The organism is Microbacterium sp. SCN 69-37 (assembly GCF_001724435.1).
In the GTDB taxonomy this organism is placed as follows: domain Bacteria; phylum Actinomycetota; class Actinomycetes; order Actinomycetales; family Microbacteriaceae; genus Microbacterium; species Microbacterium laevaniformans.
Genome location: NZ_MEEL01000021.1, coordinates 34,672 through 51,518 on the forward strand (window position 1 = coordinate 34,672; position 16,847 = coordinate 51,518).

General features: G+C 67.8%; 15 protein-coding genes and 1 tRNA gene. 8 read left to right on the plus strand and 8 right to left on the minus strand.

Features of this window, described 5'->3' with window-relative positions; all coding sequences use genetic code 11:
• Positions 1-20 precede the first annotated feature (20 nt).
• A complete protein-coding gene (locus ABS64_RS04755; RefSeq protein ID WP_292681378.1) occupies positions 21-2,054 on the plus strand; it encodes a fructose-specific PTS transporter subunit EIIC in 2,034 nt (677 codons plus the stop codon).
• A gap of 41 nt (positions 2,055-2,095) precedes the next feature.
• Positions 2,096-2,368: an HPr family phosphocarrier protein gene (locus ABS64_RS04760; protein ID WP_005050170.1), complete on the plus strand. Its 273-nt coding sequence runs from the start codon at positions 2,096-2,098 to the stop codon at positions 2,366-2,368.
• Between the two features lie 71 nt (positions 2,369-2,439).
• On the opposite strand, the gene ABS64_RS04765 is transcribed toward ABS64_RS04760, so the two are convergent.
• Positions 2,440-3,078 carry an MBL fold metallo-hydrolase gene (locus ABS64_RS04765; RefSeq protein WP_292681382.1) on the minus strand — a complete coding sequence of 213 codons (639 nt, stop codon included), beginning with the start codon at positions 3,076-3,078 and terminating at the stop codon, positions 2,440-2,442.
• Positions 3,079-3,198: 120 nt separating this feature from the next.
• Between ABS64_RS04765 and ABS64_RS04770 the strand changes: the two genes are divergently transcribed.
• Positions 3,199-3,274: transfer RNA gene (locus tag ABS64_RS04770), tRNA-Glu, on the plus strand.
• Between the two features lie 62 nt (positions 3,275-3,336).
• Here ABS64_RS04770 and ABS64_RS04775 read toward each other — a convergent pair.
• The 3 genes from ABS64_RS04775 to ABS64_RS04785 all read right to left on the minus strand — a co-directional run bounded on the left by ABS64_RS04775 (position 3,337) and on the right by ABS64_RS04785 (position 6,094).
• Positions 3,337-4,449 (minus strand): DUF4349 domain-containing protein, encoded by a 1,113-nt coding sequence (locus tag ABS64_RS04775; protein WP_036285275.1) that lies wholly within the window; start codon positions 4,447-4,449, stop codon positions 3,337-3,339.
• Complete coding sequence (locus ABS64_RS04780; RefSeq protein ID WP_036285277.1) at positions 4,446-5,009, minus strand: sigma-70 family RNA polymerase sigma factor; 564 nt, start codon at positions 5,007-5,009, stop codon at positions 4,446-4,448. Before ABS64_RS04780 ends, ABS64_RS04775 begins: the two co-directional genes overlap by 4 nt.
• 491 nt (positions 5,010-5,500) lie before the next feature.
• On the minus strand, positions 5,501-6,094 hold the full coding sequence (locus tag ABS64_RS04785) for a Chromate resistance protein ChrB (RefSeq protein WP_292681388.1): 594 nt from the start codon (positions 6,092-6,094) through the stop codon (positions 5,501-5,503).
• A 99-nt stretch (positions 6,095-6,193) separates the two neighbouring features.
• On the opposite strand from ABS64_RS04785, the gene ABS64_RS04790 reads away from it, so the two are divergent.
• Positions 6,194-7,195, plus strand: a complete 1,002-nt coding sequence (locus ABS64_RS04790; RefSeq protein WP_292681504.1) for an IS481 family transposase — start codon at positions 6,194-6,196, stop codon at positions 7,193-7,195.
• Positions 7,196-7,272: 77 nt separating this feature from the next.
• Here ABS64_RS04790 and ABS64_RS04795 read toward each other — a convergent pair whose 3' ends face one another.
• Positions 7,273-9,798 carry a cation-transporting P-type ATPase gene (locus ABS64_RS04795; RefSeq protein WP_292681391.1) on the minus strand — a complete coding sequence of 842 codons (2,526 nt, stop codon included), beginning with the start codon at positions 9,796-9,798 and terminating at the stop codon, positions 7,273-7,275.
• A 230-nt stretch (positions 9,799-10,028) separates the two neighbouring features.
• On the opposite strand from ABS64_RS04795, the gene ABS64_RS04800 reads away from it, so the two are divergent.
• Genes ABS64_RS04800 through ABS64_RS04810 form a run of 3 tightly spaced genes read left to right on the plus strand, consistent with a single transcriptional unit; the run spans position 10,029 to position 12,630 of the window.
• Positions 10,029-10,388, plus strand: coding sequence for a metalloregulator ArsR/SmtB family transcription factor (locus ABS64_RS04800; RefSeq protein ID WP_292681394.1), 360 nt, complete (start codon positions 10,029-10,031; stop codon positions 10,386-10,388).
• The gene (locus ABS64_RS04805; protein ID WP_292681396.1) at positions 10,385-12,295 is read left to right on the plus strand and encodes a cation-translocating P-type ATPase; all 1,911 of its coding nucleotides are present in this window, start codon (positions 10,385-10,387) and stop codon (positions 12,293-12,295) included. Before ABS64_RS04800 ends, ABS64_RS04805 begins: the two co-directional genes overlap by 4 nt.
• Positions 12,292-12,630, plus strand: coding sequence for a hypothetical protein (locus ABS64_RS04810; RefSeq protein WP_292681399.1), 339 nt, complete (start codon positions 12,292-12,294; stop codon positions 12,628-12,630). The genes ABS64_RS04805 and ABS64_RS04810 overlap by 4 nt, the downstream gene beginning before the upstream one ends.
• Positions 12,631-12,682: 52 nt before the next feature.
• Here ABS64_RS04810 and ABS64_RS04815 read toward each other — a convergent pair whose 3' ends face one another.
• From ABS64_RS04815 to ABS64_RS04825, 3 genes are all read right to left on the minus strand, one after another.
• Entirely contained in the window at positions 12,683-13,714 is a 1,032-nt protein-coding gene (locus ABS64_RS04815; protein ID WP_292681402.1) for a hypothetical protein, read from the minus strand.
• 407 nt (positions 13,715-14,121) lie between these two features.
• Positions 14,122-14,472, minus strand: coding sequence for a helix-turn-helix transcriptional regulator (locus ABS64_RS04820; protein ID WP_292681405.1), 351 nt, complete (start codon positions 14,470-14,472; stop codon positions 14,122-14,124).
• Entirely contained in the window at positions 14,462-15,580 is a 1,119-nt protein-coding gene (locus ABS64_RS04825; protein ID WP_292681408.1) for a tyrosine-type recombinase/integrase, read from the minus strand. The genes ABS64_RS04820 and ABS64_RS04825 overlap by 11 nt, the downstream gene beginning before the upstream one ends.
• 264 nt (positions 15,581-15,844) lie before the next feature.
• Here ABS64_RS04825 and ABS64_RS04830 point away from each other — a divergent pair, with 264 nt between their 5' ends.
• Complete coding sequence (locus tag ABS64_RS04830) at positions 15,845-16,795, plus strand: TerC family protein (RefSeq protein WP_292681411.1); 951 nt, start codon at positions 15,845-15,847, stop codon at positions 16,793-16,795.
• Positions 16,796-16,847 lie beyond the last annotated feature (52 nt).

Genomic DNA, 16,847 nt, shown 5'->3' on the forward strand with positions numbered 1-16,847 from the left:
AACGACCACTGGAGGTCACCGTGTCAGAGATCATCACGCCGGCGCTCGTCAGCCTTGACGAGTCGCTCGGCACCGACAAGCGGGCCGTCATCGACGCCCTCGCCGCGCGCGTGGCGGCGACGGGACGGGCGACGGATGCCGCAGCCCTCGCCGCCGACGCCTGGAAGCGCGAGCAGACCGACGAGACCGGCCTGCCGGGCGGCATCGCGATCCCGCACGCCAAGAGCGCAGCGGTGCGCGAGGCGACGCTGGCGTTCGCGCGGCTGAAGCCCGGCATCGACTTCGGCGCCGACGACGGCCCCGCCGACCTCGTCTTCCTCATCGCGGCCCCCGACACCGCCGCCGAGGAGCACCTGGCCGTGCTGTCGCAGCTGGCCCGCAGCTTCATGCGCGAGGACTTCACCGCGGGTCTTCGTTCGGCCGCGACGGCCGAGGACGTCGTCGCCCTCGTGACGGCCGCCGTCTCCGGCGCCGCGGCACCGGCCGCGGCGCCCGCCGCAGCCGCAGCCGCGGACAGCGCCCACCTCATCGACGGGCGCCCCGCGCGCATCGTCGCGGTCACCGCCTGCGCCACCGGCATCGCGCACACCTTCATGGCCGCCGACGCGCTCACCGCGCAGGGCGGCAAGGACGGCGTCGACCTCATCGTCGAGCCGCAGGGCTCGAGCGGATACAAGGCGCTCGACCCGAAGATCATCGAGGCGGCGGATGCCGTCATCTTCGCCGTCGACGTCGACGTGCGCGAGCCGCAGCGCTTCGCGGGCAAGCCCGTCGTGCGCGCGAGCGTCAAGCGCGGCATCGAAGCGCCGGCTCAGCTGGTCGCCGAGGCGATCGCCGCCGCGAAGAACCCGAACGCCGCGCGCGTGAGCGGTTCGGCGGCAGCGGCATCCACCGCGACGTCGGGTGCGGGGGAGTCGTACGGCGCGAGCATCAAGCGGGCGCTGCTCACCGGCGTCAGCTACATGATCCCGTTCGTCGCGGGCGGTGGTCTGCTGATCGCGCTCGGCTTCCTGCTCGGCGGCTACACGATCGCGTTCGACGCCGACAAGATCCTCGGCGCCTCCACCCTCTGGAACCTCGGTGACACCTCGCTCATCGTGTACCTCGGCGCCGTGCTGTTCAAGATCGGCGCGCTCTCGTTCGGCTTCCTGGTTCCTGCCCTCGCCGGTTACATCGCGTACGGCATGGCCGACCGACCGGGTATCGCCCCCGGTTTCGTCGCGGGCGCGGTCGCCGGCTTCATGGGCGCGGGCTTCCTCGGCGGCATCGTCGGCGGTCTGCTCGCCGGTGTGGCGGCACGCTGGCTCAACGGCCTGGACGTGCCGCGCTGGCTGCGCGGTCTCATGCCCGTCGTGATCATCCCGCTGCTCGGCTCGATCTTCGCCTCGGGGCTCATGCTCCTGGTTCTCGGTGGCCCGATCGCGTGGCTGACCAAGGCTCTGAACGACTGGCTGTCGGGCCTGTCCGGCGCCGGCGTGATCATCCTCGGCATCATCCTCGGCCTCATGATGTGCTTCGACCTCGGCGGCCCCGTCAACAAGGTCGCCTACGCGTTCGCGACGGGCAACCTCGCCGCCGGCATCGCCGGTGACGAGCGCTACCTGCAGATCATGGCCGCCGTCATGGCTGCCGGCATGGTCCCTCCGCTCGCAATGGCCCTCGCCTCGACCGTCATCGACCGCAAGCTCTTCACCGAGCCGGAGCGCGAGAACGGCAAGGCGGCCTGGCTGCTGGGCGCGGCGTTCATCTCCGAGGGCGCGATCCCGTTCGCCGCGGCCGACATCTTCCGGGTCATCCCCTCCATGATGCTCGGCGGCGCGGTCACCGGTGCCCTCTCGATGGCGTTCGCCGTCACGAGCAAGGCGCCGCACGGCGGCGTGTTCGTCTTCTTCGCGATCGACAACTTCTGGCTGTGGCTCGTCGCCATCGCCGCGGGTACGGTCGTCGCGGCCTTCTCGGTCGTCGCTCTCAAGCGCTTCGCGCGCCGCGGATCGGCCGCCAACGAGGGTATGTCCGGCGCCAACGCGGTTTCTCCCGAAGCCGTCAGCGCCTAGGCTCGAAGACAGAAGAAAACGACCGATCCAAGGAGGATCCCATGGCAGAACGCCAGGCCACCGTCGCCAGCAGCTCGGGTCTGCACGCGCGCCCCGCGAAGCTCTTCGTGCAGGCCGTTCAGCAGACCGGCGTCCCCGTGACGATCGCGGTCGAGGGCGGTCCTGACCTCAACGCCGGCAGCATCCTCACGCTGATGGGACTCGGCGCCACGCAGGGCACCGTCGTCACGCTCAAGGCCGAGGGCGAGGGTGCGGATGCCGCGCTCGACGCGCTCGTCGCGTTCCTGGAGACCGACCACGACGCCGAGGCCTGATCGGCTCATACGAACGGATGCCGCGCCCGCTGGAGTGACCAGGGGGCGCGGCATTCGGCGTTCACGGTGGGTCAGAGATCGATGGCATCGCCCGGATCGAGTGGGCTGAACCGTCCGCCGCCCTGCTCCGTCGCCCACTGCAGCCTTCCGCGATGCATGTCCAGCCCGATGGGCGAGAGCGTCATGTCGTGCGTCGCGAAGGCGTGCTCCGGACGGACGGCGAGGACGAAGTCGATCGCCTCTCCGATCTTCAGCCAGGGAGCGCCCACGGGCGCCGCCAGCAGCCGTACGTCGACGCCGTCGGGCGCCGAGAACGAATCGCCGGGATAGTAGAACTCGTCGTCGACCAGGACGCCGACATTGTCGATGACCGGAATCGACTCATGGATGACGGCATGCCGCCCGCCGAAGAAGCGCAGCGAGAACGGACCGACGCTCACGCTGTCGCCGGGCGCGACGACGGTGATGTCGAAGTCCGCCGCCGCATCGGCGACGCCTTGGGGGCCGTAGATCGGCACGTCGGGGGAATGCTCGCGGATTGCGCCCAGGTGCTCCGGGGTCCAGTGGTCCTGGTGCTGATGGGTGAGAACCACGCCCACGGTGCCGGCGAGATCCTGCAGCGGGAGCGTGAAGCTTCCCGGGTCGATGATCAACTGACTGCCGTCGCGCTCGAGGCGCAGGCAGGCGTGTTCGTGTTTGGTGACGCGCATGCCGTCAGTCAACGCCTCTCGAGCGACGCGGGCAAGCCCGCGGTGCGTCCTGGTCTCGATTTGGCGAGGCGTCGATCGTCATGGCATAATCGAACGGTTGCTTACGCAGCGAAAAAGTACGGCCCCATCGTATAGCGGCCTAGTACGCCGCCCTCTCACGGCGGTAACGCGGGTTCGAATCCCGCTGGGGTCACCACGACAGAAGCCCGGTCCAGACGGACCGGGCTTCTGTCGTCACCGCCGTCGTCGTGGAACCGATCACCCCTCCGCGGAAGCGTTCCGTCGGCTGTGACGGCGTCGACGCGCTCGCACGACGAGCACCACGACGGCCGTGACGACGAGCCCCACGCCGAGCCACGGGAGCAGGAACCCGACCGCGACGACCAGGGCGTTGAGCGTGGCGACGAGGCCGTTCCACCCGGCGGCGACGCCATCGCCGAAGCCGGCCGGGTCGGCGGTCACGGCGGGGGACGGCTCCAGCAGAGAGACCGTGAGCGTCGACATGGCGACCTGCGACTCGGTCCAGGTCAACTGCTGACGCAGGGAGTCGAGCTCCGATTGGCGTTCGGAGAGCGCGGACTCGGCGGCGATGAGGTCGGCCGTGGAGCTCGACTGCTTCATGAGGTCGGTCAGGCGTGCGACGGAGGTCTCCAGTGCGCTGACACGAGCCCGAAGATCGAGGGTCTCGGTCGTCACGTCCCGCCGGTCGGTCTGCGATGCGGTGACGGTGCCGAGCGTGGACAGTCCGTTCACGACCTGCGACAGCGCATCGGCGGGGACCCGAACCGTGATCCAGGCGCTCGCCGGAGCGGGCATCATCTTGCCCATGTCGGGCAGCGGAGCGGCCGGTTGCCCGGGCGAGGTCCCCGTGCTCTGAGATTCGACGTATCCGCCCGCATCAGCTGCCGCCGTCGCGATCGCCTGCGCCGCGGATGCCGCGTTCTGCACGTCCACGGTGGCGGACGCGCTCACGGCGATCTGCCGGTCCGCGGTGTTCACCGCAGCAGTACCAGCGGAGGCTGCCGCGCCGCCTGAGGAGTCTGCGCCGCTCATGCCCTCGGCGCGGGTGTCCGGGGCGGTGGCGATCGCGCTGCCACCCTCCAGCGAGACGGACGTCAGGGACGACGCTCCCGACGAGCCGGAGACTCCGTGCAGCACGGACGGAGCGATGATCGCGGACACCGCGACGAGCGCCGCTGCGGCGGCACCGCCCATCCAGAGACGTCCGCGGCGCACAGCGCGCGCACGCTCCCTCTCCGCCTTCTGCCACTGGGCGCTGCGTTCCTCCGCGATCTGGGCGAAGAGTCGCTGCTCAATGACTTCGACACGGTCGTCGGCGAGCTCGGGCAGTGCGTTGTCTTCCGTGGTCATGACCCCTCCGAGGTGATGGTGGTGCGCAGCGAGCTGCGGATGCGGGAGAGGCGGTTTCGGACCGCACCATGACTGACGCCGAGTCGGTCGGCGGCTTCGCGGTAGCCGTAGCCCTCGGCCGCGCACAGGCGGAAGATCTCCTGATCCAGTTCGCCGAGCGTCGACAGCTGAGCCGCGATCCGATCGGCGAGGTCGGCGTCGATGACCGCACGCTCGACATCGATCGTCGCCGGAAGGGTCTCGTCGACTCCTGTCGCCAGGTGCTCGCGGTCGCGCTTCTGACGCCGGACGCGGTTCGCGGCCTGGAAGCGGCAGATGGTGACGAGCCACGGCAGGAGGGATTCGCTCTCCAGCTGCAGCCCACCGATCTTGCGCCACGCCACGAGGAACGTCTCCTGCGTGACGTCCTCGGCATCGGTCGCCGTGCCCACCAGCGCGTGCGCCACGGCGTAGACGGCGCGCACGTAGGAGCGATAGAGCGTACGGAAGGCGAGGTCGCTGCCCGCGGCCGCGGCCGCGACCAGCTCCGCGTCGGTGCGCAGGCCGGAGTGGTCGGTCATGGTGTCCTCATCGTCTCTCACTGGATGAGTGTCCGCGAGCGGCGAATCGTCTCAGAGAACTCGGCATCCTCGAAGCCGGTATCCTGGTCGCAGCGAGAGGGAGTATCCCGTTCTCGCGCGCCCGTCACCACGGGCCCGACGTCGGGTTCCCGGGCGCGCGCCGCAGCACCGCTGACGGGGGAGAGACTTTCGACGTTTCGTCATCCCCTCGAAAGGCCTGCATGGACCTCCCCGTCTGGTTCGAGATCGGTTCGCTGATCGTTCTGGTGCTGATCCTCGTCGCCGATCCGTCGGCGGAGGGAAGTATTCATCGGTGGACTAATCGCGTCCACGGTGACGCGACAACCGGAGCGAACCGTAACTGTCCACCGAGCTCTCGACCCGTGAGGCGTGGAGGTGAAGAGGCATCTCGGCGTTCTCGGTCGCCGAGGAGGCCTTGAAGATCCTGGTGCCTAAGGCGTTCCGCGACGAGTGATCCCGGACCGGCCGGGTCAGTCTGGAAGCCGCCTCAGCCGAGGGGGCTGCGCGCTCTCTTCGCCGGTTTCACCGGATTCGTCCGCGCCGCCGGCGAGGGTGGTGTTGTGGGCGTTCATGGCCAGTTCCGCGAAGCGCGTCATCGCCTCTTCGGCACGGCGGAGTTCTTCGCGTGCCTTCTGCCCGAGGGGAGCTTGGAAATAGTCGCGGGCGGCGGTCTTGCGCAGCCAGGTGCGGAACCGGGCGAGATCGACCTCGGATTCCTCGACTTCTTCGAAGGTGGTGCGCCCGCGGGCGGTCTCCTGTTCGAGTTCGGCGAAGAATGACGGGAATCGTTCCAAGATCTCCGCGTACTCGCCGGTTCGCGCCTCCTGCAGTTCGGCGATCACGTCCTGTTCCTGGGCCTCGTCGGCGAGGCTGATGATGAGCACCCGGGCGGTGCCGCCGTCCTGGTCGATGCGCGCCACCAGCTGGGCGACCGCATTCTGGGTGGTTGCACGGCGCGGGAGCAATGCGACGGACTGCTGCAGGTAGAGGGCGCCGAGCTCCTTGAGCTTGCGCCACACGATCACCCGGAGCGAGGCCGGTGCCCCTGCGGTGGAGACCGTCACTAGCTGTACTTCCCCGAGAGGTTGTGAACACGTGACATAGAGAAGACCTCCGGCAAGGATGTGGGTTACCACACTCGCATCTCTAAACCGGAGGTCTCCATGACTCACGCTAATGCTCCGTTGACTCCTGAGGGGCGCCGGCGTCTTGCCCTGTTGATAACTCGTGATGGATGGTCGCTTCGCCGTGCTGCGGAGCGGTTTCAGTGCTCGCCAGCGACAGCGAAACGGTGGGTGGATCGGTGTCGGGCCGGGCTGCCGCTGACGGACCGCAGCTCGAAGCCGCTGACGTCCCCGAACCAGCTGCCGCGCACGACCGAGCGGCGCATCGTCGCGCTGCGGTTCACGCGTCGGTGGGGGCCGCATCGGATCGCGTATCACCTGCAGTTGCATCGCTCGACGGTGGGACGGGTACTGACCAGGTACGGGATGCCGAAGCTGACCAACATCGATCAGGCCACCGGGCTTCCGGTGCGCAAGCCCAAGCCGAAACGGTATGAGGTCGCTTCGCCGGGTCAGCTGGTGCACGTGGACATCAAGAAGCAAGGCCGGATCCCGGACGGTGGCGGCTGGCGTGTTCACGGGAGAGGGTCCGTACAAGACCGAGCTGCAGGCGTCGCACGAGGACGAGCGGCGCGCGCCGGCGCGACGAGCTCCCGCGGCTACCGCTACCTGCACCATGCCGTGGACGATCACTCACGGGTGGCGTACTCGGAGATCCTCGACGACGAACGCAAGGAGACCGCGGCTGGGTTCTGGACTCGCGCGAACGCGTTCTTCGCCAGCATCGGCGTAACCGTCACCGCCGTGATGACGGACAACGGCGCGTGCTACCGATCACACGCATTCGCCGACGCGCTCGGCGACACCGTGAAACACAAATGGACCAAGCCCTACCGGCCGCAGACCAACGGGAAGGTGGAGCGATTCAACCGCACCCTCTCGGCCGAATGGGCCTACGCGAAGCCCTACGCCGACGAAGCCGAACGGACCGCCGCCTACGAGACCTGGCTGCATCACTACAACCACCACAGGCCCCACACCGGCATCGACGGCCAAATCCCTTCAGCCCGTGTTCACAACCTCACGGGGAAGTACAACTAGCAGCCACTCGCCGCTCTCCGATTCACCCATCCCGCCATCGTACCCGTGGAGCTTCGATGGCTCGGGGGTCGGCGAGGTCACAGTCGATCCCCCCGCAGGAGCACCCGAAGTCCGACCGCACTCGCACAGGCGAGGACCGTGCAGGTCAGGACCACCATCAGTGCCCACTCGGGCAGCGGGGCCAGGTGCACGATCTGGCCGACCGGGGTGAGCGCGAGGAGCAGCCCGACGAGGATTGCGGTCGCGGCCCAGATTGGGAACGCGGGGTTCTGTTTCCAGGGTAGGAACGGGCGGCTGCGCAGCGTCCAGGCGATCAGGGCGTGGCCGGTGAGCCAGGCGACGACGGCGCCGGCCCGGGCGACATCGACCCCGTACTCGTCGAGGATCAGGTAGGTGGGGAGCACGGCGATGCACAGGGTGACGGCGACGGAGAGGAGGGAGGACACCATGGGGCGGTCCATGAACCGTGCCCGCGGGCTCCGCGGTGGGCGAAGCATGGCCTGCGGGGCGGACGGCTCGGACACGAACGCCAGCGATGCACCGATGTCCATGAAGATCTCCAGCAGCACGATCTGCGCCGGCCCGAACGGTGACGGCAGCCCGAGGGCAAGGGCCGTGACCAGGATCAGCACGAGGGCCAGTTTCGCGCCGAGATAGAACGCGACCGCGCGGCGCAGCTGAGCAGAGATGTTGCGTCCCTTCGCGATCGCCGCGACGACCGTCGGATACGCGTCATCGGTGAGGACGACATCGGCCGTCTCCCGGGCAAGATCCGAACCGCGACGCCCCATCGCGATCCCGACATCTGCGGCGGCGAGGGCGGGCGCGTCGTTGGGACCGTCCCCGGTGACGGCGACAATCTGATGGTTCTCCTGCAGCAGCCTGACAATCCGGTGCTTCGTCGCCGGTGTCGCGCGGGCGATCACCGTCCCCGGCTGCAGTGCGTGGCGCGCGAGGTCGTCGGGGATTGCGTCGAACTCGGCCCCGGTCACGACCCGGCCGCGAAGCCCAGCCTGTTTCGCGATTGCGCGGGCGGTGCTCGGGTGGTCCCCGGTGACAACGAGCGTGTCGACCCCGGCCGCGGTCAGCGCCGCCACCGATTCCGGGACGCCGTCCCTGAGCGTGTCTCGGAACGAGGCGAGCCCCACGTACTCCAGACCCGACTCGACCACCTCGGGAGCGTACTCGGAGACGTCCTCGAGCGGGCGGCGTGCGAACGCGATCACCCGAAGCCCGTCGTCCGCCAGCTTCGCCGTCTCCGCCAACGCCGAGGCCCGGTCCTGCTCCGACATGATCGAGGCGGCGATGACAGCCTCCGGTGCCCCCGAGACGGCCACCCATCCGCGGCCCTGCGTGGTGACCCAACCGCGGGAGACGAGCTTGCGGGACGAGTCGAACGGGAACGCGAACGCCTCCCGCCCGTCATGAGCGATGCCGGACGCGGCGGCACGGTCCCGCAGTTGCACCTCCATCGGCTCCCGATCCGAAGCCTCGACAGGCTGGGTGTGCAGGGCCACCCGCAGGACCTCGTCCCGGTCGCCGACGACGCCCTCGAATTGCAGCCGGTTCTCGGTCAGCGTCCCGGTCTTGTCGGTCACCACCGTGGTGACCAGGCCGAGCGTCTCACCGGCACGTAGCTTCCGCAGCAGCGCGCCCCGGCGGGCGAGCTGGCTCCCGCCGACTGCGAGCAGCACTGCGATCAGGATCGGCAATTCCTCCGGGACCGTCGCGAACGCGACGGTCAGCCCGGTCAGCAGCATGTCCCTCCACGGCTGTCCCGCCAGCACACCGATCACCGGCACCAGGATGCTCGCCGCGATCGCGAAGACCAGGACCATCCGGGCCAGCTGTGCGAGGCCCTTCTGCAACGGGGTCGGCGGCTCCTTCGTCTCGGCAACCAGCTTCCCCATCCGGCCGAGCTCGCTCGCCTGCCCGGTCGCCACCACCACCGCCATCGCATCTCCCGCGACGACCGAGGACCCGGCGTAGATCATGCTGTGCCGATCCGCCAACGGCGCATCCAGCTCTACCGGGGCGGAAGACTTCCCCACGGCCTGCGACTCACCCGTGAGCCCGGATTCGTCCGGACGCACACCGTTAACTCCATCTAGCAACCGGGCATCCGCCGGCACGATATCGCCGGCCTCCACCAGGATCACATCCCCTGGCACCACCTCCGCCGCGGGGCAGGTGTGGATCCCCTCTGGGCCCAGGACTCGCGCCGTCGGCGCACTCATCTCGCGCAGCGCATCCACGGCATGCGAGGCGCGGATCTCTGAGATCGACTCCAACGCGACCACGACGAGCACCAGAGCACCGATGGCCAGGGCGTCCGCCAGTGAGCCGAAGATCCCCGACAGCACCGCCACCCCGATCAACAGCAACTGCATCGGTTCCACGAGAGACTCGAGCACTTCCTCCCACCACGGCTCCCGCTTGCGGCCCTGCGGTACGTTCGGTCCGAACCGGGCCAGGCGTGCCGTCCGCTCCTCCAAGCCAAGCCCCGCCGCCGTCACTCCGAGGGCATCGAGGACCGCCGCGACAGGCATCGAGTGCCAAGGCAGCTCCTCCTCCAGCTGGGTCTCAAGATCGGTCTGACTCATCCCTGCACCTCGCCTCCAGCAACCACACCAGCCAACCTATTGTTACACCCGTAACATCAGGCGTGAACGTTTCGTACGCCGCCTCGACTGAGGATGTCGAGGTGAGTTCGGCCCCTCGCCACCGACTCGTCGGCCGGCGTACCACCTCGTGCTCTCTGTACGGCCCTCGGCGTCGTGTGCGCACGGAAAGTGACCATCCAATAGATCAGCGCTGACTGTATAGTCAGCGTGTGCTGACTATTGCTTCGCGTCTCGACGTCATGAACCGGCTCGGTCGGGCGATGGCGGATCCCACGCGCTCCCGGATCCTGCTGACGCTGCTAGACGGGCCGAGCTACCCGGCCGTGCTGTCGCGTGAGCTGGGACTGACCCGCTCGAACGTGTCGAACCATCTGACCTGCCTGCGAGACTGCGGGATCGTGGTCGCTGAACCGAACGGCCGGCAGACTCGCTACGAGATCGCGGACCCGCACCTGGCCGCAGCCATGACGGCGCTGGTCGACGTGACGCTCGCAGTGGACGAGAACGCGCCGTGCGTGGACTCGTCCTGCATGGTGCCCGGCTGCTGCGGCGCGGGAGCCGCCTTGTGAACGCAGTGACCAAGCCCGTCGTTGACGGTGCGGCCGTCGACGACGAGGACGACGACCACGACGGCCCGTGGTGGAAGGACCGCGAGATCCTTCTGCCCGTCGCCTCCGGGGTCGCGTTCGGTGCTGGGCTGATCTGCGAATGGTCGGGGGCGAAGGTCCCGGCGCTGGTGCTGTTCTGGATCGGTCTGTTGCTCGGCGCATCGACGTTCACCCCCGGTGCTGTTCGCAAGCTCCTGAAGGGCAAGCTCGGCATCAGCCTGCTGATGACGATCAGCGCGATCGGCGCGGTCATCCTCGGCTACGTCGAGGAGGCAGCTGCTCTCGCGTTCCTGTACTCAATCGCCGAGGCGTTAGAGGACAAGGCGATGGACCGTGCGCGCGGCGGATTGCGCGCGCTGCTGAAGCTGGTCCCCGAGACTGCGACCGTGCTCGTTGACGGGGCGCAGGAGGAGATCGAAGCGCGGGAGCTCACCGTGGGGCAGCTGATGCTGGTGCGTCCGGGCGAGCGGGTCGCGACCGATGGCATCGTCCGCTCCGGCCGCTCCAGTCTGGACACGTCCGCGATCACCGGTGAGTCGGTCCCGGTTGACGTCGGGCCTGGCGACACCGTGCCCGCAGGCGCCATCAACACCGCCGGTGCACTCGAGATCCAGACGATAGCCGCGGGCACCGACAACTCGCTCACCACGATCGTGGAGCTCGTCGAACAGGCCCAGACCGAGAAAGGCGACCGGGCCCGCCTCGCCGACCGAATCGCCCGGCCCCTGGTCCCCGGCGTGCTGGCCTTTGCCCTCCTCGTCGCAGTCATCGGGTCCATCTTCGGCGACCCGGAACTGTGGATCACTCGCGCGCTCGTCGTGCTCGTCGCGGCGTCGCCGTGCGCGCTGGCGATCTCCGTGCCGCTGACCGTCGTCGCCGCGATCGGTGCCGCGAGCCGTTTCGGGGTGATCATCAAGTCCGGTGCCGCGTTCGAACGCTTCGGCACGATTCGTCATGTCGCCGTCGACAAGACCGGCACCCTGACACGCAATCAACCGGCTGTCACCGCAGTCGCCACCGTTGACGGCGTGACCGAGTCACAGGCGCTGGAATGGGCGGCCGCTCTCGAGCAGCACAGCACCCATCCACTGGCTGCCGCCATCACCGCCGTCACCCCGGGCGCCCCCTCAGCCGAGGACGTGACCGAGCAGGCCGGCCACGGCATCGAGGGCACCCTCGAGGGGGCGCGGATCACCGTCGGCAGTCCCCGCTGGCTCGACGCCGGGACGCTTACCGACAGGGTCGCCACCCTGGAGGCGCAGGGCATGACAGTCGTGATCGTGCATCGCGACGGCACCCCGGTCGCCGCGATCGGCATCCGCGACGAACTGCGGCCCGAGGTCCCCGAGGTCGTCCGCACCCTCGCCACCAACGGCGTCGGCACGACCATGCTCACCGGCGACAACATCCGCACCGCCCGGGCCCTTGCCGCACAGGCCGGTATCGATGATGTGCGCGCCGAGCTGCGCCCAGAGGACAAGGCCGCCGCGATCGGCGAGCTCTCCCGGAACGTGTCGGTCGCGATGATCGGCGACGGCATCAACGACGCACCGGCCCTGGCCGCGGCCGACCTCGGGATCGCGATGGGGGCGACGAGCTCGGACGCGGCGATCGAATCCGCCGATGTCGCCTTCACCGGCCACGATCTGCGGCTCCTCCCGCGCGCGTTCGACCACGCCCGCCGGGGACGACGCATCATCAACCAGAACATCATCCTGTCGCTCGCGATCATCACGGCACTGCTGCCGCTCGCCCTGTTCGGCATCCTGGGCCTCGCCGCTGTCGTCCTGGTCCACGAGATCGCCGAGGTCATCGTCATCCTCAACGGGCTGAGAGCCGCACGCACCACCGCGGGGGACCTGTCATGACGGACAACAGCAACAACGCCGCCGAGCGCCCGCATCTGCTGCCGCAGGTCCCCGCCGCCTGCACGCTCACCCCCGGCGGGGGAAGAGCTCAGATCGAGCGCTGGAGAGCGTTCGACCGGGCTCACCTCATCGACATCCGGCACGAAGAGACTCGGCTTGTCGCCCGGTACGCACGGACGTCCGAAGCCGCGCGGCTGCTCCGGGAACTGGTCGCGACGGAGAGGGCCTGCTGCTCATTCGTGACCTGGGACGTCCAAGACGAGCCATCCGAGCTCGTGCTGATCGTCACTGGCAGCCCCGAGCAACTCTCCGCGGTCACCCTAGTGGCGAACTGACCCGGGCCCTATCGCGCACGAGCTCGTTCTCGATGCGGCCAAGGATAAGTCGCTATGGACGCAGGCCGGGATAGCTCGTCCAGGTTCCCCCGGCTCTGTTCTTCCGCTGGTCTGCGGTCAGGTTGGAGATCCCGATGACGTCTGCGACGACGGAGGCCGGCATCCGCATGACGAGAAGATTCAACCGTGTCTCACGGGACACGCGTGCCCCGATTCCGTGTTGAGCTAAGCGGAGGCGGGCGAAGGCTGCTGAGAGATGGGTACCCGGTGACAGCCCTTCGAAAAGCCAGTCTGATTCTCCGGCCGCGTACCCGCGGCGGGGTGGCGCTGCCAGATGACGCCGCACGAGAGCTGCGACAGATTCCTCGAGCTCCACGGGAGTCGTGCCGAATCGAATGGTGATGCGGTGCGGGGTCACCTCAACTCGGTCGCGGGTCAGACCGACCGTGCGTTCCAATGGCTGGGCGTAGACAAGCGTGAGCAGCCCGACGACGCGGACCGCGAGTTCGATCGTCTCGCTCTCGAGGAGCAAGTCCGTCGCGCGCCAGAGTTCCTCTTCGGTCATCGTGGTCGTCGGGTTCGGGGCGCCGGTCGGGTAGATAGCCAGGTCGGCCGCCAACCGTGAACGAGTCGCCCACCGCACGAAATGGTCGACCGGTCCACGCACCTTGATGCGCGCGGTGTAGCGATCGAGGGACGACTGATCGAGATCTGCGAGGGCCAGACCGTGGCCGTCCATCCAGCCCAGAAACCGCACAATGACGGCGATCCGGCCCCGCTGATTGATGAAGGCGCCCGCGGACAGGTCTCGCCCTTGGTCGCGATACTTGCGGTGAAGTTTGGGGAGGAGATCCCACCGATAGAAACGGCGGACCATGTTCGCGGACGCGGGGCTCAGCGTCGCCGCGACCGCTGCGACGTGAGCGGTGAGTTCGTGCTGGAGAACGTGGATCGATGGAAGCACCTCGGCCGCGATGAGCAGTCGCCGGAAGTATCGTGTCCCGGGTCCCGGAGGGAGCAGATCAATTGTTGAGTGGGCGACCGGGAACTCGCCGGTCGCCATGCCTTTCAGCGTGGTGGCCACGTGGGGCCGCCGCAGCCACCGAACCACCGACCGTGGATCCATCGATGCATTCGCGAGGTACCCCCGAAGAGGCTCCAACTCGGCGTGCGGAGCAGACTCATCGCCGATGAGCTCGTCCAGTCGCTGCTGAAGCCGGCACCGGCCGCAGTCGGAGCCCGTCAGGAACTGTTCGCTCCCGCAGGTGCGGCACGCGAACCTCGCAGGCTGTCCCGCGCAGGTCGCGCAGATGACCCTGCCATCATCGGCGACGAAAGCAAGCACCCGGACGCCGCCGCAAGACGGGCACTCCGCAGGGTTGCGGCGGAGGGCGCTGTAGCAGACGTTGCAGATCCGTCCGCCGAGCAGGGAGTAGAGCCCTGCCGCGGAGCGTCCACAGCGATCACATCTTCGCGGAGGACCGGCCGCTGTCATCGTCCGGACGCGTCCGGACGGCGGAGCCGCGCGCGAATCGGTCGGAGTTCTCCGATCGTCGAATCATGCTGCCCATGGTCCGTGCCCGTCTTCCTACTCGCCGCCGGCTGCGCAGTCACCGTGATGAGGTCGTTCGGCTGGCACCCGAAGATGCGGCACAGCGCGGCCAGGACCTCGACGTTGAGCCGTTCCGGCGCACGGGTGACGAGCCGATATACCTGCTCGCGGGACAGCTCAACGCCCTGCTCCCGGAGCGGCGCGATCAATTCCGTGGTCTGGAACATGTGGGCGTCGGCCATGAGAGCGCGCAGATGCCAGTCGATCGGGCCGGTGCTGTCAGCGGTCATCGCGATCCTCCGTGGTTCTTCTCAGTGCGTCGACGAGGACCCGGTTCTTGAAGTCGTCGCCGACAGATGTGTAGATGGCCGTGGTTGAGGCGTATGCATGCCCCACCTGGTCTTGGACGAACTTCTCGCTGTAGCCCCACTCGATGAGGTTCGTCACGTATGTGTGTCGGAGGGCGTGCGGGGTCAGCTCCACGGGGAGGCCTACCTCGTCACGCAGCTCGGCAAAGCGGTCGTTCAGGTAGCGGGGGCTCACCCTCGTCCGACGTTCCGTCGGCCAGAGGACGTTGGTCTTCCAGTCGCCGATCATTCGCGGTCGGCCCAAGTCGACCCATTGGGCGAGACCGTCGACGACCCACTCGAACTCCGGCAGGGTCAGCACTGTGCGCCGCTTCGGCCCGGTGCCGCGTGTGCCCTTTCCGTGCCGCACATACAGGGCGCCGTAGCGGCCGAACTGGGAGACCGCGGGGTTCGAACGCATGTCGGCAACGTCCAGCCATACGCACTCCGAGCGACGCAACCCGAACGCGTAGATCGTCTTGAACATCTGCGCGTCGCGTAGCGCACTCAGGGCACCCTTCTTGCCCGCACGGACGATGGACTCCACCCGAGCATCCGCCGCATCGAAGAACCCCTCCAACTCGTCGAAGGTCAGCGCACGTCGTCCTGGGGAACCTTCGTAGTCCAGCAAGTGCGTGAATGTGTTCCAGTCGTGGCAGATCTGCTGGGGAGCGGTCCCGAAGCGTGTCACGCACTCGGTCTGCCATCCGTAGCGCGGGTTGGTGAGGAAGTCGCAGAAGAGCCGGACGCACAGCTGATAGTTCCGCAGGGTCGAACTGCTCAATGGTGTGGCGCCCGATCGCATCCGGCTTGTGTAGTCCTCGAGATCGTGTGGCTGCCACCTCCACGGATATGCCTCGCAGAACTCGGTGAATCTTTGGATGAACCGCAGCCGTCGCTCGACGGTGATCGTCTTCAACCCACGGCTGGCCTGCTGATCCGACCAGCCATCCAGCATCGAATCGAAGACGAACTTCTCCTCATCGAGAACGACGACGTTCCCGGCCAGTCGCAGCGGTGCCCCACCGCCACCATCGGAACCAGAACGCACAACCTCATGTTGCAGCAGTTGCATCATTGATGCAACAGTGATCATCCGACTGGGCGCCTCGAATCGAGAAGACGGACCCACGCACGCGACCTTCGACCCACATCGAGAACTCGCAGCATGGCAAGATGGCGCGGAGCGGCTCGGCGCGAGCGGAGCCAACTGAACGGTGAAGACGTCCGCGGGCAATCGAGTTTCGCGCGCTCCCTCAAGCGAGACTCAGAAAGCCCAGATCACGCGCACTAATTGCGCACAGTGATGCATCAGATGGCGATAATTCTCGCTCTCGCCCTCATCGCACAGCGGCCGCACATTCCGACGCCCAAGGAGTCGAGCCTCTGGGTCGTCTTCTACGTCACTCTCGCGCTGATCTTCGCGGGACTGATGTGGCTGTTCGCCGGCGGGGAGTACGCCGGCCAGTTCGTCGCCGGCTGGCTCACCGAGTACAGCCTGTCGATCGACAACCTCTTCGTCTTCGTGCTCATCATGAGCCAGTTCTCCGTGCCGCGGCGCTACCAGCAGAAGGTGCTGATGGTGGGCATCATCATCGCGCTGGTCCTCCGCGGACTGTTCATCCTGGCCGGGGCCGCCATCATCGAGCAGTTCAGCTGGGTGTTCTACATCTTCGGCGCCTTCCTCATCTACACCGCGTGGAGGCAGGCGTTCCCGGGCGGCGACCACGACGAGGAGATCAAGAAGGAGTCCGTCGTCGTGCGGCTGCTGCGTCGTACGATCGACATCAGCGAGGACTACGACGGTCCGAAGGTGCGCACGCTCGTCGACGGCAAGCGCATGTTCACCCCGATGATCATCGTGTTCGTCGCGATCGGCATGACCGACCTGCTGTTCGCGCTCGACTCGATCCCCGCGATCTTCGGCATCACGCAGAGCCCCTTCATCGTCTTCACGGCGAACATCTTCGCGCTGATGGGCCTGCGCCAGCTCTACTTCCTGCTCGGCGACCTTCTCGACCGTCTGAAGTACCTGCACTACGGCATCGCCTTCATCCTCGCGTTCATCGGTGTCAAGCTCATCGCGCACGCGATGCGCGAGAATGAGCTGCCGTTCATCAACGGCGGCGAGAACATTGCGTGGGCGCCCGACATCTCGACGTGGATGTCGCTCGGCGTCATCGTCGTCTCGATGGTCGTCGCGACGGGGGCGAGCCTCATCGCGGCGCGGAGGGAAGGGCGCGACGTCACGCTCGACGAGCGGTGACGATCCGGCGCCGATCGCCGCGGTGGTAGTCTGAGCCGGTGCGGATCGCTCG

Bases quoted from the DNA above. Each gene is read 5' to 3' on its own strand.
- ABS64_RS04795 (WP_292681391.1), bottom strand. From the start codon at position 9,798: ATGAGTCAGACCGATCTTGAGACCCAGCTGGAGGAGGAGCTGCCTTGG.
- ABS64_RS04790 (WP_292681504.1), top strand. From the start codon at position 6,194: ATGACTCACGCTAATGCTCCGTTGACTCCTGAGGGGCGCCGGCGTCTT.
- ABS64_RS04765 (WP_292681382.1), bottom strand. From the start codon at position 3,078: ATGCGCGTCACCAAACACGAACACGCCTGCCTGCGCCTCGAGCGCGAC.
- ABS64_RS04775 (WP_036285275.1), bottom strand. From the start codon at position 4,449: ATGACCACGGAAGACAACGCACTGCCCGAGCTCGCCGACGACCGTGTC.
- ABS64_RS04810 (WP_292681399.1), top strand. From the start codon at position 12,292: ATGACGGACAACAGCAACAACGCCGCCGAGCGCCCGCATCTGCTGCCG.
- ABS64_RS04760 (WP_005050170.1), top strand. From the start codon at position 2,096: ATGGCAGAACGCCAGGCCACCGTCGCCAGCAGCTCGGGTCTGCACGCG.
- ABS64_RS04820 (WP_292681405.1), bottom strand. From the start codon at position 14,472: ATGACCGCTGACAGCACCGGCCCGATCGACTGGCATCTGCGCGCTCTC.
- ABS64_RS04780 (WP_036285277.1), bottom strand. From the start codon at position 5,009: ATGACCGACCACTCCGGCCTGCGCACCGACGCGGAGCTGGTCGCGGCC.
- ABS64_RS04830 (WP_292681411.1), top strand. From the start codon at position 15,845: ATGGCGATAATTCTCGCTCTCGCCCTCATCGCACAGCGGCCGCACATT.